The sequence below is a fragment of the Streptomyces sp. iso_384 genome (assembly GCF_056172905.1).
The window spans coordinates 954,973-977,033 of sequence record NZ_JBWBTT010000001.1 but is presented as its reverse complement, the minus strand read 5'-3'; the positions used below and the strand labels follow the sequence as shown (position 1 = coordinate 977,033).

Below are 22,061 nucleotides of genomic sequence, written 5' to 3'. Positions count from 1 at the left end.
CCGCCGGGCGAGCAACCCGGCGGGGCCCATCGTTCTCGAAACCCCGGGACCTACGACCCCAGGATCGTCGTCAGGAACTCGCCCGTCCATGCCAGCAGTTCGCGGCCGATGACCGGCTTGCCGCCGATCCTGCCCGTCGTCGGGCGCGGGACCAGGATCTGGTGGGCGGCCGGCTTGATGACCGTCTTGGGGTGCAGGCGCTTCAGGCGCAGTTCCTGGGACTCGCGCAGCTCCACCGGGGCGAAGCGGATGTTGGAGCCCTGGAGGACGATCTCGCCGACTCCGCAGGCGCGGGCCAGCATGCGCAGGCCGGCGACCAGGAGGAGGTTCTCCACCGGTTCGGGCAATGGGCCGTAGCGGTCGGTCAGTTCCTCGCGGACCGCGCGGATGTCGTCTTCCGAGGAGGCAGAGGCGATGGCGCGGTACGCCTGGAGGCGCAGCCGCTCGCCGGGGGCGTAGTCGTGCGGGACGTGCGCGTCGACCGGGAGCTCGATCTTGACCTCCAGCGGGGGCTCCTCCTCGACGCCGCCCTCCATCTGGGCCCGGTAGTCGGCTACGGCCTCGCCGACCATGCGGACGTACAGGTCGAAGCCGACGCCCGCGATGTGGCCGGACTGCTCGCCGCCCAGCAGGTTGCCCGCGCCGCGGATCTCCAGGTCCTTCATCGCCACGTACATGCCCGCGCCCATCTCCGTGTGCTGGGCGATCGTCGCCAGGCGCTCGTGAGCCGTCTCCGTCAGGGGCTTCTCGGGGGGATACAAGAAGTAGGCGTAGCCTCGGTCTCGGCCTCGGCCCACCCGGCCGCGCAGCTGGTGGAGTTGGGAGAGACCGAAGTTGTCGCCGCGCTCCACGATCAGGGTGTTGGCATTGGAGATGTCGATGCCGGACTCGACGATCGTCGTGGAGACCAGGACGTCGAACTTCTTCTCCCAGAAGTCCACCACCACCTGTTCCAGGGCCGCTTCGGACATCTGGCCGTGTGCCGTGGCGATGCGGGCCTCGGGGACGATCTCGCGGAGACGGGCGGCCGCCCGGTCAATGGACTCGACCCGGTTGTGGATGTAGAAGACCTGGCCCTCGCGCAGGAGTTCACGGCGGATCGCCGCGCCGATCTGCTTCTCCTCGTACGGGCCGACGAAGGTGAGGACCGGGTGGCGCTCCTCCGGCGGGGTGGTGATCGTGGACATCTCGCGGATGCCGGTGACCGCCATTTCGAGCGTACGGGGAATGGGCGTCGCGGACATCGTGAGGACGTCCACGTTGGCGCGGAGCTTCTTCAGCTGCTCCTTGTGCTCGACGCCGAACCGCTGCTCCTCGTCCACGATGACCAGGCCGAGGTCCTTGAACTTCGTCTCGGAGGAGAACAGCCGATGGGTGCCGATGACCAGGTCGACCGAGCCGTCCTTCAGGCCTTCGAGGGTTGCCTTCGATTCCGATTCGGACTGGAAGCGGCTCAGCGCCCTTACGTTGACCGGGAATTGGGAGTAGCGCTCGGTGAACGTGCCGTAGTGCTGCTGGACCAGGAGGGTCGTCGGGACGAGGACCGCCACCTGCTTGCCGTCCTGCACCGCCTTGAACGCCGCACGGACCGCGATCTCCGTCTTGCCGTAGCCCACGTCGCCGCAGATCAGCCGGTCCATCGGGACCGTCTTCTCCATGTCCTCCTTGACCTCGGCGATCGTGGACAGCTGGTCGGGCGTCTCCGCGTACGGGAACGCGTCCTCCAGCTCCCGCTGCCAGGGGGTGTCCGCGCCGAAGGCGTGGCCGGGGGCCGCCATCCGGGCCGAGTACAGCTTGATCAGGTCGGCGGCGATCTCCTTGACCGCCTTCTTCGCGCGCTGCTTCGTCTTCGTCCAGTCCGCTCCGCCGAGCCGGTGCAGCGTCGGGGCCTCGCCGCCGACGTACTTGGTGACCTGCTCCAGCTGGTCGGTCGGAATGTAGAGGCGGTCGCCCGGTTGGCCGCGCTTGGCCGGGGCGTACTCGACGAGCAGATACTCGCGGGTCGCGCCCTGGACCGTGCGCTGCACCATCTCCACGTACCGGCCCACACCGTGCTGCTCGTGGACGATGTAGTCGCCGACCTCCAGCGTCAGCGGGTCGATCGTCTTCCGGCGGCGGGCCGGCATCCGGCCCAGGTCCTTGGTGGCGGTGCGCTGGCCGGTCAGGTCGGTCTCGGTGAGGACCGCCAGCTTCAGCGCCGGGTCCACGAAGCCCTGCTCGATCGCACCGCAGGAGACGTGGACGAGGGAGGGGGAGATCTCGGTGAGGTCAGCGTCGAGGCGGGCCGCGATGCCCTCGCCGCTCAGCACCTCGACCGTACGGGAGGCGAGGCCCTGGCCCTCCGTCACGTACACCGTGCGCCAGCCGTCGGCCAGCCAGCCCTTGGTGTCGGCGAGCGCGCGGGCGGTGTCGCCCCGGTACGCCTCCGGGGCGTGCATGGAGAGCTGGAGGGTGTCGTCGTCGTGGTCGGCGGCGTCGGCCGCGAACGGCGAGATCGACCACCACATCATGTCCAGCTCACGGGCCCGGTCCCGGACGTCCGCGATGCCCCACAGCGAGGCCGCGCCCACGTCGATCGGGGCCTCGCCGCCGCCCGCGCTCGCCGCCCACGACGCCTGCAGGAACTCCTGGCTGGTGGCGACCAGGTCGGCCGCCCGCGTCCGCACCCGCTCCGGGTCGCAGACGATCGCCATCGCGTCCTTCGGCAGCACGTCGAGCAGCAGCTCCATGTCGTCGACCAGCACCGGGGCCAGCGACTCCATGCCCTCGACCGCGATGCCCTCGGCGATCTTGCCGAGCAGTTCGGCCAGCTCAGGGTGGGCCTCGGCGAGCGCGGCGGCCCGCTCACGGACCTGGTCGGTCAGCAGCAGCTCGCGGCAGGGCGGGGCCCACAGTCCGTGCGCCGCGACCTCCAGCGACCTCTGGTCGGCGATCTTGAAGTAGCGGATCTCCTCGACCTCGTCGCCCCAGAACTCCACCCGAAGGGGGTGCTCCTCGGTCGGCGGGAAGACGTCCAGGATGCCACCGCGTACGGCGAACTCGCCGCGCTTCTCGACCAGTTCCACCCGGGAGTACGCGGCGGCCGCCAGCGCGTCCACCACCTCGCCCAGGTCCGCGCTCTGCCCGCCGGCCAGCGCCACGGGCTCCAGCTCGCCGAGCCCCTTGACCTGCGGCTGGAGCACGGAGCGGATCGGCGCGACGACGACGGAGACCGGGCCGGTCTCCGGGTCGTCCTCGCGCGGATGCGCCAGCCGCCGCAGCACGGCGAGGCGGCGGCCCACCGTGTCCGAGCGAGGCGAGAGCCGCTCGTGCGGCAGGGTCTCCCAGGACGGGAACTCCGCGACCGTGTCCGGCGGCAGCAGCGTGCGCAGGGCGGCGGCCAGATCCTCGGCCTCCCGGCCCGTGGCGGTGACGGCCAGCACGGTCCGGCCGGTCTGCCGGGCCAGCGCGGCCACCGCGAACGGCCGCGCACCGGGCGGGCCCACCAGGTCGACATGGGCCCGGTGCCCGTCCCCGGCGGCCTTCACCGCCTCGGCGAGCGCCGGGTCCGTAACGACGACATCCAGCAGACCGTGCAGACTCATGAAGTTTCCGTCCGGGATCAGATCAGGGGCAACGCGAAGGGCCCGACACGTGGGACGCGCCGGGGGTTCCAGGTTACGACCCAGGGGTGACAGTCGCGCCCGCAACCGGCAGGCGGGCGGCTGTCGCCCGGATCCGCGGACCGGCCGCCCGTGTCGTGCCCGCGTCGCCGCCCGTGCCACGGGCCGCCCCGCCGCCCGTCGTGCCGACCCCGCCGCTCGTCGACGGTCGCGCACCGTTCATCTCCGTATCGCACACAGTTGTGCCGGAGATCCTCACAGGAGTGATCCCAGCGTCTAGTCTTTGCCCGACCCTTGCACAACAGGTGTTCCGAGAACGTCATACAGGCAGTACCGAGCACGGGCGGAGCGAGCAGCGGCCGGGACGGGCGGCGCGGGGTGATCCCCCTCGGTGCACGGTCCCACGGCATCAGGCATCGGGGGCGTACGTGGGCGAGAACGAGATGTCTGTCTTCGGGGTCCCGGAGGCCGAGGAAGAGATCTACCGGCACTTCCTGCGCAACCCCGGCACCCGCGCCGACGACCTCCACCTCCTGCTGCACTCCCGGCCCCAGGACGCCCGCGCCCGGATCGCCCGGCTCCAGGAGCTGGGGCTGCTGCACACCGAGGACGCGGAGCTGCGGATCTTCCCGGCGGACCCCGAGGTGGCGCTCGCCCGGCTGGTGGACGTACGGCTGGCCGCGCTCCACCAGGAGCTGCAGCGCGTCACCCGTTCGCGGCACGTCATTGATGGTCTACGCGCGGAGCAGGGGGCCCGTACGCCCCCTCCGCAGGGCATCGAGCAGCTGGAGGGGCTCACCCAGATCCGTAACCGGATCGACGACCTCGCCTTCTTCGCCCGCGACGAGATCCTCTCCGTGGAGCCGTACACCCGGCTGTCGGCGGAGAACATCGCCCGCTCCCGTCCGCTGGACCTGCGCTGTCTGCGGCGCGGGGTGCGGATCCGCAACGTCGTCTCCAGCGTGGCGCTCCAGGACCCGCCGACCGCGGCCTATCTGCGGGAGCTGGCCGAGCACGGGGCGGCGATCCGGGTGACGCCGGACACCACGGAGCGGCTGCTCGTCTACGACCGCCGGGCGGCGCTCGTCCCGCTGGACCCGCGCGACACCTCGCGCGGCGCGCTCCTCGCCCACCGCAGCGGCCTGGTCTCCAACATCATCTCCCTGTTCGAACGGATCTGGGACCAGGCGGACGATCTGTCCCGGGCGGCCGACGGCAGCGGGAGCGGGGAGGACGCCGCCGCGCCCCGGCCCTCCGGCATCGAGCGGCGGGTGCTGGTGTCGATGTGCACGGTGGGCAAGGACGAGGCGGGCGCACGGGAGCTGGGGGTGTCGGTGCGGACCTATCGGCGGCACGTCGCCGACCTGATGCAGACGCTCGGCGCGGCCAGCCGGGCGCAGGCCGCGCTGCTGGCCCGCGAGCGCGGCTGGATCTGACCGTCGGGGCGGACTCCTGCGCCCGGGGCGGGCCCCTGGGCCCCGTGGGTTACGCCTACGGCTCCTCCGCCCAGCCGCGCAGGGCCGTGTCCGCCAGGACGCAGGACACCGCCCGCCGCACCGCCGACGCGTCCGTCGCCCCGGCCAGCTCGACCCGCAGGACCACCCGGTCCTGGCCCACCTCGGGGTGGCAGGACCAGTGGCCGGGGAGGAGGCCCAGCAGCCTGACGACGGTGGTCCAGCCGGTCGGGGCCGCCCGGTCACGGCGTACGACGACGACATCGGCGACCCCGGGCCGCCCGGCCGTCATGACGCCGTCTCCGTGGCCCCGGCGGGCCCCGGGTCCAGCACCTGCCGGGCCGCCGCCGCCAGCGCCCCGATGCCGACGGGCAGGGCGGCCCGGACGTCGGGGGCGAAGCCGGGGGCGTGGTTGGGCGGTACGGGTGCGCCTCCGGCGCGGGCGGTCCGCCAGGGTCCCGCCCCGGTGGTCCCGAGCATCCAGTACGCGACCGGGACCGTGCCCGCCGAGCCTCCGGAGCCGCCCTGTCCGCCCGACGCGAAGTGCGGGAAGTCCTCCGTGGCCGCCGAACCGGCGAGGTCCAGCACCCGGCCGGGCCCGAGCAGCGCCTCGTGGGCCCGGCGCACCCGGGCGGTCAGCGCCGGGTCGGGGCGCAGGGCGGGCGAGCGGGCGGTGACGGTGAACTCGGGGGTGCGCGGGGCTCCGGACGCGGCGGCCTCGGCCCGGACGACGCGTTCGGCGGCGGCCGCCAGCCGGTCGAGCGCCTCCTCGGTGAACGCCCGGATGGTGAGCGAGAGTTCGGCGTGGTCCGGGGTGATGTTGCCGCGCTCGCCGGCCCGCACCGAGCCGACCGTGAGCACGGCCTGTTCGGCGGGCGCGGTCACCTCGGCCACCACCGTGCGCAGCCGCAGCACGGTGGCGGCGGCCATCAGGACCGGGTCGAGGTTGAGGTGCGGGGTCGCCGCGTGACCGCCCCGGCCGTGCAGGACCGCCTCGACGGCGACACTCCCGGCCATCAGGGGCGGCCCGCCCGCCGGCACATGGGCGAGGGCCCCGGCGGGCAGCGGGGCGGCGTGCTGGGCGAGGACCCCGTCGGGCACGCCGAACCGCTCGTACAGCCGGCCTTCCACCAGCATGGACCGGGCCCCGCGCAGCGTCTCCTCCTCCGGCTGGCCGACGACGAGGACCGTGCCCCGCCAGGTGTCCCGGGTGGCGGCGAGGTGCGCCACCGCCCCGGCGACCGCCGCGATGTGCAGGTCGTGGCCGCAGGCGTGCATGACGCCGGGGGTGGTGCTGGCGTACGGCAGTCCGGTGGCCTCGGTGACGGGCAGAGCGTCCAGCTCGGTGCGCAGCAGCACGGTGGGGCCGGGGCCGTTGCGCAGCACCCCGACGAGTCCGTGGCCGCCGCCCACGGAACGGGTGACCGTACAGCCGTGTCCGGCCAGCCGGGCGGCGAGGCGGTCGGCGGTGCGGTGTTCGTGGCCGGAGAGTTCGGGGTGGGCGTGCAGGTCGAGGTAGAGCTCGACGGCGGACCGGAGCAGCGGGCGCGGCAGGGGCCCGCCCCCTACCGCCGCCCCACCTGCCGGAGCCTGCGCGCCTTCCCGGGCCTGTGACGCCCCGTCGCCGTCGCCGTTGCCGTTGCCGTTGCCGTTGCCGTCGTCGTCCGCGTTCCTCGTCGTTCTCGCCGCTGTGACCACCGCGCACCTCATCTCTGCTCAACGAGCCTGCTCCGTACGGCTGTCACGCGCCGGGCCGTCGCCCTGCCACCGGGTGCCAGCGATGTGACAGCGAAATCGCGGCCGATCTGACAGCGGCCACCCCTCCAATGGGTCCAGCACCCGGGCACCGGACCGGAGCAGCCGGCCGGACCCCGACGAGACCAGGGAGATCACCATGGCCCCCAAGACCGAACTCGCCACCCTCGCCGACGAGATCCTGGAGCTGGAGTCGGAGACCTTTGAGATCTCGGACTACTCCGACGCTTCGGAGGTCGTCCTCGCCGGTTCCACGTCGTGTTCCTCGACGTCGACCTGCTCCAGCACCACCAGCACCACCTCCTGCAGCGCCTGACACCGGTTCGCCCGGCTCGCTCGCGCACGTCGGCCCCCTCCGTCGGTCGGAGGGGGCTGTCGCGCGTGGAGCGCGGACCGCGCTGCGGGCGGCGGCCCGGTCACGGGAACGGGTGCGGGACGGCCTTGATCTCCGCCTCCGGCAGCTCGTCGGCGCGCCGGCCCGCCGCCCGCAGCGCGGTCCGCAGCCGGGGCATGGTCAGCGCCCGCTGTCTGCTCCAGCCGAAGTCCAGCGGCAGCAGTCCGGGGACGATCGTGGAGACGGTGTGCAGGCCCATCCGGTGCTGCTCGGGGGTCGTCTGGTCGACGGCGATGACGTCGTACCCGGCCCCCGTCAGCCGGTCGCGCAGCAGCCGCAGATCGTCCAGCAGGTCACCGGTGCGCGGGCGCAGCGGCTGCCAGTCGGCGAACGTCTCGTCCAGCGGGAGGACGGCGGCCGGTTCCAGGTACTCGGCGGCGTGCCGCACCATGGACGGCAGCCCGTAGAGCTGGGCGTGGTCCTTGAGGTGCAGGACCTTGGTGAAGTCCCTTTCCATCGCCTCCAGTTCGGTCCGGCGCTCGGCGACCTGGTAGGGCAGGTGCGGGATGTAGGTGAGGACTTCGGACAGGGCCGCCTCGACCGTCTCCGCCGGGTCGAAGCCCGCCGCCGCACTGAAGGAGAGCGTGCCGTTGCCGCCGTCCCGGCGCACCGCGAGGGCGGTGACGACGGGGACCGCCAGGTCCATCCGCGTATCGAAGGCGTGCACGTCGTAGCCGTGCAGGGCCGCCCGGTCGAGCATCGAGCGGACGGCGGGGGTCGTCGCGGAGGCGAGGTCGATCGCGGTGAGGCGGGCGCGGCCGTACCAGGCGAGGAGGAAGGCGTCCCGCTCGACGAGTTCGAGCAGCCCGAAGAGGATCGCCTCCTCCGGACTCCCTCCGGTGGCACAGCCGTTGGAGCACTCGAAGACGAAGTTGTCGGCGTCGACGCCCGCGCTGTAGTGGGCCAGCCGGGCCGGGACCAGGACCGGGGCGTCGTCGCGCAGCGAGTGGGCCCACACCCAGGGGATCGCCCGGTCCGGGTCGAAGGGGCTGACCAGAGGGTCGGTGGCGTACGTCTCCGGGGCGTAGAAGCCGCAGTCGGCGGGGTTCAGGGCCTGGCCCGAGAGGTTGCGGTAGCTGTCGACGACCGGGGTCGTGCCGCGTCGGCGGTGGGTGCCCGCGTACCGCTCCAGGCCCTCCAGGTGGGCGAGGGTGCGGCTGGTGGCGTACCGGTTGGCCTGGCCGCTCCAGGTGACGTCGTTGAGGCCCGCGTAGCCGCGGACGAAGTGGGTTCCGGCGACCGGGGCGGTGGTGGTGGAGGTGGGGTTGATCCAGATGTCCGAACCGAGCGTGCCGCAGACCGGGTTGGCGAGGGCGGCGGTCGGCAGCGGGTAGGAGTCCAGGGTGCGGAGCCGGTAGCCGTCGGGGTCCGGTTTGGGGGCGGGGCCCAGCTCCATGCGGGCGGCCTCCGCCGTGTCCGGGACCTCCTGCACACAGGCGGGGCAGAGCGGTTCGGGCAGCAGCGGGAAGGTGGCCGTGGCGAGGGTGACCAGGTCGACGCGGGTGACCTGGGGCAGCACCCGGTCGGCGGGGGTGGCGTCGGTACCGGTGGTCCCTCCCCGGGCGACCGCCCCGTACGTGGCCCAGACCGCGTCCACCGCGTACTCCGTGAGCACCGGCCAGTGCACGGCCCCGCGCGGCTCGTGACCCAGCTCCAGGGCCTCGCGCTCGGACCGGCTGCGCAGCCGCTGCCAGCGCATCGCGAGGCACTGACCGCAGGCGGTGGCGTCGGGCCCGCCGCCCCAGGGGCCGATGAGCACGGCCCGGGAGGTCAGCTGCACGTTGGCGGCCGGCCGGGTGTCGGCGTACGGGTCCGGGTGGCCGAAGCCGAGGACGTCGGCGGCTCCGAGCGGGACGACGTAGGGCGCGGGAAGCGGCCCGTTCCCGGGCGAACGGGTGTGGCGGGCGGTCAGCGCGGACTGGAGGCGGGTGCGCGCCACGTCCAGGGGGGTCGAGGCGGTGGCCGTCGTCGTCATGACTTGTCGCTCCAGCGGAAGGTCTTCAGCGCCACCGCGCCGAGGACGAGGGCGAATCCGGCGAGGACGGCGCAGGCGACGCCGATGTCGCTCAGGGTGCCGCCGCCGGTCAGCGCGCCCGAGACCCCGTCGTTGAGATAGCGCAGCGGCAGGACGCGGGAGAGGCTCTGCATCCAGCCGGGCATGGCGTCCAGCGGGAAGAACGAGCCGGACAGGAACGCCATGGGAATCATCAGGCAGTTGGCGACGGCGGCGACCGCCTCGGGGGTCTTCGCATAGCTGCCGACGATGACGCCGAGCGCGAGGAACGCGGTGATCCCGAGGACCAGCACCGGCAGGGCGAGCGGCCAGCGGCCGTCCAGCTGGAGCCCGAAGGAGGGCAGCAGGGCCACGGCCACGAAGAGGACCGCCTGGACGGCTCCGATGCCGAGCGCCAGGACGTAACGGGAGGCGAGGACGGCGGAGACGGGCGTGGGCGTCATCCGGATCAGCCGGAGGATGTCGTCGCGCCGCCACTGCATCAGGACGAAGCCGACGCCGAAGACGGCGGCGTTGCCGACGCCCCAGGACAGCACGCCGGGCGCGATGTAGTTGATGTAGGGCTTGCCGCTCTCCTCGACGGTCTGGCCGTGGAAGATCAGCCCGAAGACGACCAGGAAGATCAGCGGGAAGGCGAAGGTGAAGAAGAGGGTGGTGCGGTCGCGGGTGTAGGCCCGGTACCCGGCCTGGCTCAGCGCGGTGTAGGCGCTCATCGGGTGTCTCCGTATCGCTGGATCACTGCACGGGGGGGGGAGGACGGATCGACCTGAACTACGGCTGCGGCGCCCCGGCGCCGGTGCTCGCACCGGCACCGGCCTCCGTGCCGGTCAGCTCCAGGTACACGTCCTCCAGGCTGGCCGTCCTGGTCTGTACGCCCTGGAGTCCGGCGATCGCGTCGACGGCGGCCAGGACCTTGCCCGCGGCGAGGGTCTCCAGCACGACGGAGCCGCCCTCCTCGGTCACCCGGTCCACGTCCGGGATGGCGCGGGCCTGCTCGGGGGTGAGGCGGTCGGCCGGGACGAGCAGCCGGGTGGTCGGGCTGGAGGCGGCGATCAGCCGGCCGGGGCTGTCCAGTGCGGCGACCCGGCCCGCGACCATGATGGCGACCCGGTCGCAGAGCGCCTCGGCCTCGTCCAGGTGGTGCGTGGTGTAGACGATGGTGCGGCCCTGGCCCTTGAGGTCGCGCAGGACCTGCCACAGCGAGCGGCGGGCCTGTGGGTCGAGCGCGGCGGTCGGCTCGTCCAGGAAGATCAGCTCGGGGTCGTGGACCAGGGCGGAGGCGATGGCGAGCCGCTGCCGCTGACCGCCGGAGAGGTCGTCGACCCGGGTGTCCCCCTGTTCGGTGAGGCCGACGGAGGCGAGCGCCCGTTCGGCGGAGGCGGCGTCGCACCGGTAGAGGGCCGCCATGGTGGCCAGGTGTTCGCGGGCGGTCAGCCGGACGAAGAACGCCGAGGCCTGGGTCTGCACGCCGAGCCGGGGCAGCAGGGCGGTGTTGCGCGGCCAGGGGCTCTCCCCCAGGACCGTCACCGTCCCGGAGTCGGCGCGCCGCTGGCCCTCCATGATCTCGACGAGCGTGGTCTTGCCCGCCCCGTTGGGCCCGAGCAGCCCGAAGAACTCCCCGCGTGCGACGGTCAGCGAGACCCCGTCGACGGCCCGGGTCGCGCCGTACGTCTTGTGGACGTCGGCGAGGGCGACGGCGGGCCCGGCGGACGGTCCCGCAGGGGGGTCGTGGGGGGTGCGGGGGGCGGTGGACGTCATGGGTCTCTCCTTGGGATGGAACACCGGGCGCGGATGGAACACCGGGCCTGGGCGCGGGACTTCAGGCCGTCAGCAGATGATGGGCGGCCGCGACGACCAGGGCGACGACCAGGGCGAGAACGAGCACCGTGACCGACACGTAGGCGGGATAGGCGATCCGGGCGCGGCGCGGGTAGGCGGCCGCTTCCGGGGCGCGGCGCAGGGCGAGCCGCAGATAGGCGCCGGCCGAGGCGGCGAGGCCGGTGGCCCCGGCGAGCTGGCCCGCGATCCGGTAGCCGTCCAGCGGCGGCAGCGGTACGAGCATGGCGAACGCCTGGACGCTGCCGAGGAGCAGCAGCGCGGCGAACGCCTCGTGCGTGGCGCTGTCCAGCGGCGCGAACAGCCACAGCGCGCAGAACGGGAGCAGGAAGAGCAGGTTCATCACCGCACCGGCGGCGGCCGTGGCGATGCGGTGCCGACGGCTGCCGAAATAGAGGTAGTCGTCGACCGTGCAGTACATGATGACGGCGGGCAACCGCCACCGCAGCCCGATCTCGGCGACCCGCCCGCCGTGGTGCCGGGCCACCACCCCGTGCGCCAGCTCGTGGAGGGCGGTGCTCACCCAGAGCAGCACCGCCGTACCGGTCAGCAGCACCGGGTTGCCGAACAACTCCCGCACAGCGAGCAGCAGTTCGCCGGACCGGGCGACGACCACCACCTCCATGGCGAGGATCAGCACCAGCAGCGGCACCATCGCCCAGGGCGCGAGCAGAAAGCCGACGGCCCGGTGCAGACGGGCGGTGGTGGCGTCGGCGTCGGCCACGAGCGGAAGGGTGCCGCGCAGGAGGGTGCGCTTCTCCGGCGCCGCGGCAGGGGCCTTCGGCGCGGGGGCTCCGGCCAGCAGGCCCTTCGTCCCGAGCAGGGTCAGGAGCTGCTGCCAGTGGGCGTCCGCCAGCCGTCGCCCGTACTCCCCCGCGTACGCCTCACCGATCTCCGCGAGGCTCCGCCCGCCGTCCATGCGGGCGATGAGGAAGTGCTCCTTGGCCCCGACCTTGAAGGAGTTGCCGGTCTCGGCGTCCTTGATCAGGTGGACGGTCGCGGCCCCGTCCAGCAGCGCGTCGCTGAGCAGGACGCGGGGCCGCAACTCGGGGCGGTAGGAGGCGAGCGAGCCGGGGGCGGCCCCGGATGCGCTCATGCGGACTCCTTGAGGACCCGGCCCAGGACGTGGCTGAGGTAGGCCTCGTCGCGGATGGTGACGTGCAGTCGGTTGTTGGTCATATGCATGTACGGGGACAGCAGCAGCGGCAGCGCCACGGCCGGGTCGGTGACCCGCTCGTCCCGCTCGCCGTCCCAGGAGCGGAAGACCAGGTCTCCGCCCTCGGCCAGTTTTTCCGCGCGGTCGCGGAGTTCGGCGCAGTGCTCGGCCCAGCCGGCCAGCGAACCGGGCAGCGAGCGGGCGCTTCGGGGCGGGGCGGTGGCGGCCCGGACCCGGGCGAACCGGTCCCGCAGCCCGTCCGCCGTGCGGGCGTAGTTGCGGTCGTACTCGTCGGTGCCGATGAAACCGGTGCCGGGGAAGGCGCGGTGCCAGAACTCGTAGTAGCTGTCCAGGTAGGCGGTCAGCTCGTCCCGGCCGGGCAGGAAGGTCGAGGACATCACCATCATCAGCTGGGCGGCGGTGCCCAGCAGGACGGTGCGCAGGTGGAGGTTCTTGGTGGCCAGCGCGTCGATCACCAGGTCGCTGGAGTGCCGGAAGTGCCACTCGGCCAGCTCGATCCCGGCCGGCCCGCCGTACTTCCCGAACTCCGGCTCGTAGGGCTCACGGTGGCGGGAGTTGTTGGGGCGCAGATTCATCCGGCCCCGGTCGTCGGTGTAGTGGCCGCGCTCGCTGCCGGGGAACTCGATCTCGAAGAGGGTGTTGTAGAAGTCGTTGAGGAACCCGGAGTCGACCTCGTACAGCGCGGGCCGTTCGGCGAGGAACGTGTCCACGGCCCGTTCGGTGCGGCGGGCCACCTCCGGTTCGGCGGCGGGCGAGGACGGCTTCAGGCGCAGCCGCACGTGGGGGCCCTCCAGCCAGTAGTTGATGAAGAAGTACCCGGCGAGCAGCCCGTCCGCCTCCAGCTCCGCGACCAGCGGGCGGACGCAGTTCAGGAGGAAGGGACGGGGGTTGGCGGCGTAGAAGACGTGGGTGGCCTGCCAGGCTCCGGCGGCGGTGCCGGTACCGGTGGTCGCGGTCTCGGACGATGGGGTGGGGGGTGTCATGAGGTGCTCCTCCTGCGGACGGGTACGGCCGTCTCCACGGCCAGTTCGGCGACATGGCGGCCGTGGCCGGAGACGGTGGACAGTGCGTCCTCGTCCGGCAGCATCTCCCGGAACACCACCCTGGCCTCGGGAGACTTGACGAGCGCCTCGAAGGCCGACAGGGACAGCGGGCTGTCGAAGTCGAGGTACTGCGGTTTGGCCCCGGTCGCGCCCCGGGCCCCGGTGTCCGACACGGTCGCGAAGACCCGGTCGGGCAGTCCGTGGGTGCGCCGGAAGGCGTGCCAGTCCAGGAACCAGCCGTCCTCCGGTGTGCCGGGGCGGTGCAGCGGCAGGACGGCGGCCGGGGCGCTCCAGCTGCGCCGGCTCAGGACGAGCGAGCCGTGCCGCACCCGGGGCCGCCCGGTGACCCCGCCGCGCGGCTCGCCCTCGGGGACGCCCGCCCACACGTTGAGCGGGGCCATCGAGGTCGGCGAGAGGAGGAGCAGGGTGCGGGGCAGTTCGGGCAGGGCGAGCGGGACCAGGTAGCCGAGGTAGACGGGGATCACCTCGCGGTCCAGGCGGACCGAGCGCAGGACGAGCCGGTCGGCCCCGGGGTCGTGCACGAGGTAGAGGTCGTCCAGCGCGATCCGGAACTCCGGTTCCAGTGTGCCGCGTTCACCCGGGCAGACGATCTCGTACGGGGTGAGCCGGCCGTGCAGGTTGAGGTTGCTGGTGACCGGGCCGCCGGTGACCTCGGCGAGGACCGCGCCTTCGGGGACGAGGGCGTCGGTGCCCGCGAGGAGCTGTTCGTCGAGGCCGTCGAAGAGCTGGGTGAACCGGGTGAACGAGAACGACACCCCGCCGTAGGACCGGTTGAGGACGACGAGCGGGTCACCCGGCCGGTCGGCGATCTGTACGTGGTGGCTCATCGGCGCGAACTCCGGTGCGAAGTCGGCCAGTTCAGCGGCTGTCGCGTCCAGGAAGGATGCGTCGAGCCGCACTTCGGCCGCGCCCGGTTCCGCCGCCTCCGCCGTCCGCCACACCGCGGCCATCCGGTCGGTGAAGGTGCGGCGGGCGGTGTCCAGGGCGCGCAGCTTCTCCAGGCCGAGCCAGTTGACCTCGGGGACGTAGGCGCCGTCGGCGTCGTACGGGGTGCGGCCGGCGGAGAACGTCATGTACTGGTCGAAGAAGTCCTCGTGGAAGTCGTGGACCAGCTTCAGCAGGTCGTCGCAGCGCCCGCCGTGGCCGTACCGGGCGAGGAAGAAGCCCTGGAAGGTGATCCGCTGCGGGAGGGTGAGGTCGAAGGCGGGCAGCACCCGCTCCACCGCCGACAGCGGTCCGGCGGCCAGGTCCTGCCAGGCGTCGGCATCCAGCATCACGCCGGAGCCCGCCGCCCGCGGGAAGCCGGAGGAAGCCGGGGAGCCCGAGGGGCCCGAGGGGCCCCAGGAGCCCGGAGAGCCCGGAGAGCCCACGGAACGCGGAGGGCCCGGAGAGCCCGCCGCCGCGTCCTCGTACAGCAGCGTCTGCGGGACCTTCGCCCGCTCCGCCCCCAGCTCCTCCTCCTGGACCGCCCGCAGCCCGGCCCGTACGGACTCCAGCAGGGCCCGCCGCTCGTCCGGGCCCGCGTCGGCGAAACGGTCGGCCCGGGCGGCGGGCTCCTCCAGCCGGTCCGCGAGCCGGTCGGCCCAGGGACGGTCCAGGCCGCGCAGCGCGTCCTGGAAGGCGCGGAGCGGGTCGATGTCGTGGACCTCGGTGCGCAGGCACGGCACCTGGACCATGCCGACGTCCAGGAGCGCCCCGAGATACTGCTCGCACTCCTCGCGCGCCGCGCCCCGGTCCTGCTCCAGCCAGGCCGCCAGCTCGCCGTAACGCAGAGTGCCGCGTTCCTCGAAGAGGCCGAGCAGCCGTTCCAGGGTGCCGCTGCGGCGCAGGAAGAACAGCCGGTCCTTCACCGCGTCGAAGGTGACGGCCGCGTCCTCGTCGCCCGTGGTGACCCAGCGCCGGACGTAGCGGACCCGGTCGTCGTCGCGCCCCCAGCCGGAGGCGAGGGCGAGCGGCAGATCGGCGCGGCGGACGGGGTCGGCGATCACCGCGTCGGCGAGCCGGCCCAGCGCCACGACGTTGAGCCGGACCTGCGTCCGCCACTCCTCGCCGACCCGCACGCGCAGCCCGTCGGAGCCGCCGAACACGCCGGGGGCGACGCCGGTGAAGGTGGAGAAGGGGCTGGTCTTGCAGGCGGTCCGGTAGACGTAGGAGAGCAGCGAGCGCTCGATCTTGCGCTGCTTGCGGTCCGGCCGCGCCCCGGCGTCGCCGGCCGTCTTCCGCCGGTAGCCGTCGAGTTGGGCGTCCAGGGTCGGCGAGGCGAGCAACAGGCCCTTGCGCAGGCGCTCGTGACCGGCGATCCGGGCCAGTTCGGTGCGGCTGCGTCCGGTCTCGGCGGCCAGCAGTCCGGCCCCGGCGCTCCGCAGCTCGTCCAGGGCCCGGCGGCCGGTCAGCCAGTCGGCGAGGGCCCGGGCGGCGGCCGGGTCGAGGGCGCGGACCCGGGCGAGGGCGGCGTCGGCGGCCACCGGGTCCGGCAGCCGGTTGTTGAAGACGTCACGGCGCAGTTTCAGCAGGGCGCGGCGCAGCGGTTCGTCGTCGCTGCCGCCGATCAGCCCGTGCAGCTGGTCCGCGGCCTTCTCGGCCGACAGCGCCAACTGCGCCGTGGTGTCCAGCACTTCGTCGGCCCAGCTGCGGCTTTCGGGGCAGCGCAGGGCCTGGACGTCCTCGACCGGGAGCCCGGCGACGCGCAGCATGAACGCGGGCCGCCCATCAGGAGAGTTCGTCAGGTCTGCGGCGTTCGGAGTGTTCACGGTGTCGGTCATCGTCGTCCCCCGCTCAGGCGATCTCGTAGCGGAAGTCGGCCGGGGCGGGGCGTTCGTTGCCGATCATCATGATCAGCAGGGGCGCCTCGTCCGTCCCTTCGAGCCCCAGCTCCTCGATGTAGGAGATGTTGTCGAAGCCGAGGGCGACTCCGCAGCCGAGGTCCACGGCCGCCGCGGCGGTGTAGACGGACTGGGCGACGGCCCCGATGGTGGCGTTGACCAGCCGGTAGCCCCGGTCTCCGACCGCGTCGAGCACGGCGGTGGTGCGGACGGTGGGCACCAGCACGGCTCCGGTCTGCTCCAGGTTGTAGTTGGCGAGGAAGTAGTTCTTCTGGAGGAACTCCCCCGGCCTGCCCTCCTTCACCCGCCGCAGGCTCCGCGCCTCGGGGTCGTAGGCGTACGAGCCGGGCTCGACGCCCTCGACATGGCCGACGAACGCGTACAGCTTCGCCAGCCGTACGTCACCGGTGTCGCCGCCGAGCCGTGATCCGGCGGCGGCCGCCGCCAGGCAGGCGGCCAGCTGGTCGGCGGTGACCGGCTTCCGGGCGTCGAACCGGCCGAAGCTGGAGCGGCGGGCGCGCAGGGCGGTGCGGACGTCGGCGTCCAGCGGCCGGGCGGCCGGGAGCGTGACCTCCGGCAGCCGCTCGTCGGCGGGGTGCGCGGCGGCCGGGGCCAGTGCGCCGGGGGCGGGCCGGGCGGTGGCGTCGGCGGAGGTGGCGGCCTGCATGCGGAGCAGCGCGTCGAAGGTGAGGACGGTACGGGAGCGCTCGACGTCCTTGTGCCGGACGGAGACAGGGGTGGCGGCGACCTGCGACCGGTCCGAACTCACGTCAGCACCGGCCCATGTGAGCGGCACGACGGCGAAGATGCCCTCCTCCCGCGGGTCGAACCCGAGCAACTCCGCGATCCGTTCCTCGTCGAACCAGAGGGCCGGCTCGACGGCCAGCCCCCGGGCGGCCGCCCACATCCGCCAGGTCTGGACGCAGGCCCCGAGGTCCATGGAGACGGCGTGGAAGGAGAAGCTGTTGTACTTGAAGGAGTTCTGCCAGTACTTGATGCCCAGCACCAGGTACTGATCGGTCTCCGGCCCCGGCGCGCCCGCGCCCAGCGCGTCGCGGACCCGGCCGGAGACATCGCCCGTGAGCAGCCGCTGCATGGAGTGGTGCCGGGTGGAGTAGTAGTGCACGCCCGGCGGAACGGGGCCGCTCGGCCCGGACACCCAGTGGATGCTGACGGGGTACAGCCCGCCGCCGGAGGCGGAGCCGCGCGACCAGTTGGCCAGCGGGTAGAACGGCAGCGCGTTCAGGTCCGTGTTGGCCTGGACGCCGAGGCGGCGGCCGGTCAGCCCGTACGAGTCACGGAGCATGCCGGAGAGCGAGCCGAGGTCGAACTCCCCCTGGCCCGGACCGCCTTCGGGGAACAGGCCCCGGTCGAGCGTCGCCCCGGGCGGGTAGGGGGCGTCCGGCAGCGGGAAGCCGTCCGTGCCCGGGTGGAACTTGGCCTTGCGGGGGCCGTCCTGCCAGTTCGGCACATAGTCCACGGGGTCCATCGGGACCCGGCCGCGGTGCATGATCGCGGCGGCGTATTCATGGGCGTATCCCATGGCGAGCTCCTTGGTCACGGCAAGAGGGAGCGGGAGGAGGAAGGGCCCGGCGGGCGCGGGCCGGGGGCGGGAGGAGGCGGGGTCATGGGAACGGGTGCGGGGCCGGGTTGAGGTCGGCGTCGGTGAGGTCCGCCGCCCGCAGGCCCGCCTCGCGCAGGGCGGTGCGCAGCCGGGGCATGCGCAGGGCGCGCTGGCGGGTCCAGCCGAAGTCGATCGGCAGCAGCCCGGGCACGATCACGCTCACCGTGGTCAGGCCCAGATCGCGCTGTTCCGGCATGGTCTGGTCGACGACGACCACGTCGAACCCGGCGGCGGCGACGGCGTCCACGCAGCGCGTGAGGTCCTCGCGGAGGTCGTCGGAGACCGGAAGCACGGGCCGCGCGCCGGGCCCGTCCCCGTACAGCTCGTCGAAGGAACGGAGGGGCGGGCGGGCGCTTCCCGGTGCGCCGAGCAGGAAGTCCGCGTGGTCGCCCATCTCCGGGATCCCGTACGCCAGCGGGTGGTCGTGCAGCGCCTCGACCTTCGCGAAGTCGTACGTCATCGCGCGCAGCCGCTGCTCGTCGCGCTCGGTGCGGCCCTGGAGGTTGACGGCGTCGGTGGCGATCTCGCAGAGCGCCCCGGCGAGCGCCGCCTCCGGGTCGAGTCCGGCCCCCGCGCCGAAGCACATCCGGCCGGGCCCGCCGTCGGGGCGGACGGCGACGCCGGTGACGACGGGGATCGGGAAGGTGATCCGGGTGTCGAAGAACCGCGCCTCGTAGCCGTACATCTCCAGCCGGTCCACCATCTGCCGGGTGGCGGGGCGGCGACTCGTGCGCGGGTCGATCTCGGGCAGGGCGGCCCGCCCGTACCAGGAGAGCAGGAACGCGTCCCGCTCGACGACCTCCATCAGGCCGAAGAAGACGGCCTCCTCCAACGCACCGCCGCTGGCACAGCCGTTGGAGCTCTCCTGTACGAACCGGTTCTCCAGGCCCGGCGCGTGGTAGTACGTGAGCACCTCGGGGACCAGGACGGTGTGTCCGTCGCGCAGCGACCAGCCGCGCACCCAGGGGATCTCGCGGTCCGGGGTGAAGGGCAGGACGCGGGGGTTGGCGCGGTGGAAGTCGTCGGAGTAGAGGCCGCAGACGCGCGGGTCCACGACGGCCCGCCCCTCGGCGCGCAGGGCGTGCAGGCTGGCCCGCACCTGGGCGCGTTTGGCGCGGGACCGCATGCCCGCGTACCGCTCCAGGCCCTCCAGGACCCCGATACGGAGGCTCTCGGCGAAGGTGTCGGCGTGCCCGCCCCAGAACGTCTCGCGCAGGTACGGCCCCGAACGCATGGAGAAGCAGCCGATGGTGGCGGAGGTGGACGTGGAGGAGACGTCCTGGACGACGGAGGGCCCGAGCGACCCGCAGACGGGGTTGGCGTACGGCGCGACGGGCAGCTCGTACGCCCCGATGTCCCGGACCCGGAAGCCGTCGGGCCGCAGCTTGGGCGCGGCCCGCAGGGTGAGGGCGGCCGAGGCGTCGCTGTCGGGCTCGGGCCGCCCGCAGCCGGGGCACTCCGGGTCGGGGACGAGCGGGTAGTGGCGGACGGCCAGGGTCTGGAGGTCGACGAGATGGACGGCGGGGAAGGCTCCGGTGCCCGGTCCGCCGCCGTCCGCGCGGGCGGCGACGACACCGGCGAGGGCTTCGGCCGCGAAGGGGGTGATGTACGGGGACGGGCCCGCCGCCCGGGTTCCGGAACCGAGCTCCAGCGCCTCGCGCAGCGCGACGGACCGCACACCCTGCCAGCGCCGCTCCAGGCAGCGGGCGCAGGGGCGTTGCCCGGCTCCGGGCCGCGCGGGGAACGGGCCGACGACGGCGTGCCGCCCGTAGTAGCGCACGGGGACGGTGCGGGCGGGGTCCGCCACGGCCTCGTCGCCCGCGACGGTACCGGGGCCCGCCGCCGTTTCGTCGCCCGCGACGGTGGCGGCGGAATCCATCGCCCCGTCGCCCGCGAACGCGTCGCGTACGCCGAGGGGTTGGACGTCCACCGGGGTGGCGCCCGTCGCCTCCCCGCCGTGCCGGGCGAGCCCGTCGCGCAGGAGCGCCGCGAGCAGCCGGGTGGACTCGGCCAGCACGGGTGCGGAGTGTGTACGGCTCACCGCCGGGGCGTCCGGCAGGGTCTCAACGGCCATCGGGGGCGCCCTCGCCGTCCACCGTGAGCAGCACCCGGGCCGTGGCGATCGGTCCGGAGTCCAGGTCCGCCGGGGTCGTCGGCGCGTACAGGGCGTCGCGGCCCGCGGACCGCAGCGCCTCCAGCACCGCGTCGAACGTGGTCTCGGCCGCGTCCGCCGCAACCGACTCCCCGCCCACCGCGATCGCCCCGGGGGCCAGATCGGCCACCAGCGGATCGCCCAGGTCGACCACCGCCCCCGGGTCCTCGGCGGCGAGCTGCACCTGGCCGAGCAGGTCACGCAGGGCGGACGCGGCCGCCGTACGCCGGGACAGCCCGGCCCCGACCGCCCAACGGGCTGCGGCGGCGGGGCCGTTCGCCTCGCGGGCCAGCACCACGTGCGCCGAGGTGCGGTCCGCCTCGCCCAGGTCCAGGAGGTCCACGGCGATGTCCAGGTTGGCGGCGGACTTCAGCAGGAACACCAGCTCCGGGTCCTCACCGCCGACCGCCAGCGGGCTCACCCGGCCCGCGCCCCGTACCGCGCGGAGCAGCGCGTCGTGGGCGAGCGCGGACAGCAGCCCGCGGCCCGCCGCCTCCGCCGCGCTGCCTCCCGCCCCCGCGCCCGCCGTGGTCGCCAGGTGCGCCCGGTCGTGGTTGTGCGGCCCGAACGGGCGCAGGGCGGCGGCCGGTACGCGTACCGGATCCTTGCCGATCAGCGAGGTGGCGACCGTCCAGGCGACGGGCACGGCCCCGGTGCCGCCGCCGGTCGTCAGGGCGTCGGGCCCGAACGTCCGCAGCGCCTGCCCACCGCCCTCCGCCTCCGAAGCCAGGGGGACCACGTGCTCCACATACGCCTCGGCCGCCGCGTACAGCGCCCGGGTCCGCGCCCCGGCCAGATGGTGCACGTCGAACGCGGCGATCCGGCGGCGCTCGCCGCCCCCGAGCGCCAGCTCGACCCGGCTGAGCTTCAGCGGGGTCTGGGTCAGCTCCTCGTCGTCGTAACGGCGGAAGATCCCGGTGTACGGGCGGACCAGTGCCGTGCTGATCCGGTTGAGCTCCTCGACCAGGCCCTCCGCGTCGCGGGCGGTCTCCACGGTCGCGGTGACGGGCAGCGCGAGCGGGCCGGGCAGGGCCGCGGGGCCGTCAGCGGGGAGCGCGGCGCAGCGGACGCACCGGGGGTGGGGCCGGACCGGTTCGGCCATCACGTCCAGCGATTCCAGGTCCTGGACGAGGACCTGGCCGGCCGTCTCGGCGGGCAGTGCGCCGGTGGTCAGGCGGAAGATCTCGTAGCCGACGAGGTTGCCGGCCATCGCGGCGACCGGCCCGGACAGGGCGGCCCCGCCGGCCGGTACGGCCCCGGCCGCCTCGCTCCACAGCCCGGCCGCCGTGTCCGCGTCGACGTTGCCGCCCAGCCGCAGCAGGGCGCAGGACCAGCAGCCGGTGGAGCCCGCGGTGGAGAGCGGGCCGACGATCAGGCGGCGGCCGAACAGCCAGGCGGGGATGAGGGTCACGCCCTCGGGCACCCCGGCGGCCAGCAGCCGGTGGGTGCGCGCCCCGGCGTCCGCGCCGGTGACCACGACGACGTCGTAGCCGTCCAGGGCGGCCCAGCCCGCGTCCGTCCCGGCGGTGAGCGTCCCGACGCGCGCCCCGTTGGCGGCGGCCTCGGCGGTGACGTCGTCAAAGGCCGCGACGGTGCCGATGCGCGCGCAGCCGTTGCGCACCAGGCTCAGCGCGCACCAGCGGGCCGTCTCGTCGTCGCCGAGGACGGCGACGCGGGTGGCGCGGTAGCGGGCGAAGCGGGCGGGGGCGTCGTCGGTGTAGTGGTCGACGTAGGCGATCTGCGCGGCGAACCGCTCGGCGGTCTCCGCGTCGAGGGCGTCCGCCGCCGGGTCCGCCTCGGGAATGTCGCGGGCGAAGCCGCGCGCGTACAGCGTCTTGACCAGTTCGGCGGCCATCGCCCGCTGTGCGGGCCCGAATCCGGCGCACAGGTCGGTCAGCCGGTGGTGCCCGGTGAGGTGCGGGACGACGAGGGAGGCGAAGCGGTAGGCGGTGCGGCCGGTGAGGTGGAAGCCGCCGTCGGCGTTGTGGAACAGCACCCCGCCGGGGGTCTCGGTGAACAGCACGTCGCGGCGGATGCGCGGCCGGGTGCCGGCGAGCGCGTCGAACGCGGTCGTCGCGGGCGCTGCGGGCGCTGCGGGCGCCGATGGGGTCGCGGCGGGTGCGGCAGGCGTGGCAGGGGCTGTGGGGGCGGCGCTCTCGGCCATGGG

The 22,061-nt window shown here is 74.0% G+C and carries 14 protein-coding genes; 2 read left to right on the top strand and 12 right to left on the bottom strand.

Going from position 1 to position 22,061, the window contains the following annotated elements; translation table 11 throughout:
• Nucleotides 1–50: 50 nt before the first annotated feature.
• Entirely contained in the window at nucleotides 51–3,584 is a 3,534-nt protein-coding gene (gene mfd / locus AC0VY3_RS04425) for a transcription-repair coupling factor (RefSeq protein ID WP_475548986.1), read from the bottom strand.
• A 446-nt stretch (nucleotides 3,585–4,030) separates the two neighbouring features.
• Between mfd and AC0VY3_RS04420 the strand changes: the two genes are divergently transcribed.
• Entirely contained in the window at nucleotides 4,031–5,038 is a 1,008-nt protein-coding gene (locus tag AC0VY3_RS04420) for a helix-turn-helix transcriptional regulator (protein ID WP_103507277.1), read from the top strand.
• 55 nt (nucleotides 5,039–5,093) lie between these two features.
• On the opposite strand, the gene AC0VY3_RS04415 is transcribed toward AC0VY3_RS04420, so the two are convergent.
• Together AC0VY3_RS04415 and AC0VY3_RS04410 are read right to left on the bottom strand one after the other, a co-directional pair.
• Complete coding sequence (locus AC0VY3_RS04415; RefSeq protein ID WP_103507276.1) at nucleotides 5,094–5,348, bottom strand: hypothetical protein; 255 nt, start codon at nucleotides 5,346–5,348, stop codon at nucleotides 5,094–5,096.
• A complete protein-coding gene (locus AC0VY3_RS04410; protein ID WP_475548985.1) occupies nucleotides 5,345–6,754 on the bottom strand; it encodes an amidohydrolase in 1,410 nt (469 codons plus the stop codon). The genes AC0VY3_RS04415 and AC0VY3_RS04410 overlap by 4 nt, the downstream gene beginning before the upstream one ends.
• A gap of 196 nt (nucleotides 6,755–6,950) precedes the next feature.
• Between AC0VY3_RS04410 and AC0VY3_RS04405 the strand changes: the two genes are divergently transcribed.
• Nucleotides 6,951–7,127 (top strand): thiazolylpeptide-type bacteriocin, encoded by a 177-nt coding sequence (locus AC0VY3_RS04405; RefSeq protein ID WP_003968635.1) that lies wholly within the window; start codon nucleotides 6,951–6,953, stop codon nucleotides 7,125–7,127.
• Between the two features lie 100 nt (nucleotides 7,128–7,227).
• Here the strand turns inward: AC0VY3_RS04405 and AC0VY3_RS04400 are convergent, their stop codons facing one another.
• The 9 genes from AC0VY3_RS04400 to AC0VY3_RS04360 all read right to left on the bottom strand — a co-directional run bounded on the left by AC0VY3_RS04400 (nucleotide 7,228) and on the right by AC0VY3_RS04360 (nucleotide 22,058).
• Nucleotides 7,228–9,180 (bottom strand): TOMM precursor leader peptide-binding protein, encoded by a 1,953-nt coding sequence (locus tag AC0VY3_RS04400; RefSeq protein ID WP_475548984.1) that lies wholly within the window; start codon nucleotides 9,178–9,180, stop codon nucleotides 7,228–7,230.
• Entirely contained in the window at nucleotides 9,177–9,932 is a 756-nt protein-coding gene (locus AC0VY3_RS04395; RefSeq protein WP_103507790.1) for an ABC transporter permease, read from the bottom strand. The genes AC0VY3_RS04400 and AC0VY3_RS04395 overlap by 4 nt, the downstream gene beginning before the upstream one ends.
• 58 nt (nucleotides 9,933–9,990) lie before the next feature.
• Entirely contained in the window at nucleotides 9,991–10,977 is a 987-nt protein-coding gene (locus tag AC0VY3_RS04390; RefSeq protein WP_242742399.1) for an ABC transporter ATP-binding protein, read from the bottom strand.
• A gap of 61 nt (nucleotides 10,978–11,038) precedes the next feature.
• On the bottom strand, nucleotides 11,039–12,151 hold the full coding sequence (locus tag AC0VY3_RS04385) for a site-2 protease family protein (protein WP_475548983.1): 1,113 nt from the start codon (nucleotides 12,149–12,151) through the stop codon (nucleotides 11,039–11,041).
• Nucleotides 12,148–13,215, bottom strand: coding sequence for a lantibiotic dehydratase C-terminal domain-containing protein (locus AC0VY3_RS04380; protein WP_103507787.1), 1,068 nt, complete (start codon nucleotides 13,213–13,215; stop codon nucleotides 12,148–12,150). Before AC0VY3_RS04380 ends, AC0VY3_RS04385 begins: the two co-directional genes overlap by 4 nt.
• A complete protein-coding gene (locus tag AC0VY3_RS04375) occupies nucleotides 13,212–16,058 on the bottom strand; it encodes a lantibiotic dehydratase (RefSeq protein WP_475548982.1) in 2,847 nt (948 codons plus the stop codon). Before AC0VY3_RS04375 ends, AC0VY3_RS04380 begins: the two co-directional genes overlap by 4 nt.
• Nucleotides 16,059–16,071: 13 nt before the next feature.
• Entirely contained in the window at nucleotides 16,072–17,661 is a 1,590-nt protein-coding gene (locus tag AC0VY3_RS04370) for a nitroreductase family protein (protein ID WP_475548981.1), read from the bottom strand.
• Nucleotides 17,662–17,743: 82 nt separating this feature from the next.
• The gene (locus AC0VY3_RS04365) at nucleotides 17,744–19,816 is read right to left on the bottom strand and encodes a TOMM precursor leader peptide-binding protein (RefSeq protein WP_475548980.1); all 2,073 of its coding nucleotides are present in this window, start codon (nucleotides 19,814–19,816) and stop codon (nucleotides 17,744–17,746) included.
• Entirely contained in the window at nucleotides 19,806–22,058 is a 2,253-nt protein-coding gene (locus AC0VY3_RS04360; protein WP_475548979.1) for a TOMM precursor leader peptide-binding protein, read from the bottom strand. The genes AC0VY3_RS04365 and AC0VY3_RS04360 overlap by 11 nt, the downstream gene beginning before the upstream one ends.
• Nucleotides 22,059–22,061: the final 3 nt, after the last annotated feature.

What these genes read in the sequence shown, in the direction of transcription:
- AC0VY3_RS04375 (WP_475548982.1), bottom strand. Translation starts at nt 16,058, where the DNA reads ATGACCGACACCGTGAACACTCCGAACGCCGCAGACCTGACGAACTCT.
- AC0VY3_RS04395 (WP_103507790.1), bottom strand. Translation starts at nt 9,932, where the DNA reads ATGAGCGCCTACACCGCGCTGAGCCAGGCCGGGTACCGGGCCTACACC.
- mfd (WP_475548986.1), bottom strand. Translation starts at nt 3,584, where the DNA reads ATGAGTCTGCACGGTCTGCTGGATGTCGTCGTTACGGACCCGGCGCTC.
- AC0VY3_RS04385 (WP_475548983.1), bottom strand. Translation starts at nt 12,151, where the DNA reads ATGAGCGCATCCGGGGCCGCCCCCGGCTCGCTCGCCTCCTACCGCCCC.
- AC0VY3_RS04390 (WP_242742399.1), bottom strand. Translation starts at nt 10,977, where the DNA reads ATGACGTCCACCGCCCCCCGCACCCCCCACGACCCCCCTGCGGGACCG.
- AC0VY3_RS04370 (WP_475548981.1), bottom strand. Translation starts at nt 17,661, where the DNA reads ATGGGATACGCCCATGAATACGCCGCCGCGATCATGCACCGCGGCCGG.
- AC0VY3_RS04360 (WP_475548979.1), bottom strand. Translation starts at nt 22,058, where the DNA reads ATGGCCGAGAGCGCCGCCCCCACAGCCCCTGCCACGCCTGCCGCACCC.
- AC0VY3_RS04380 (WP_103507787.1), bottom strand. Translation starts at nt 13,215, where the DNA reads ATGACACCCCCCACCCCATCGTCCGAGACCGCGACCACCGGTACCGGC.
- AC0VY3_RS04365 (WP_475548980.1), bottom strand. Translation starts at nt 19,816, where the DNA reads ATGGCCGTTGAGACCCTGCCGGACGCCCCGGCGGTGAGCCGTACACAC.
- AC0VY3_RS04405 (WP_003968635.1), top strand. Translation starts at nt 6,951, where the DNA reads ATGGCCCCCAAGACCGAACTCGCCACCCTCGCCGACGAGATCCTGGAG.
- AC0VY3_RS04415 (WP_103507276.1), bottom strand. Translation starts at nt 5,348, where the DNA reads ATGACGGCCGGGCGGCCCGGGGTCGCCGATGTCGTCGTCGTACGCCGT.
- AC0VY3_RS04400 (WP_475548984.1), bottom strand. Translation starts at nt 9,180, where the DNA reads ATGACGACGACGGCCACCGCCTCGACCCCCCTGGACGTGGCGCGCACC.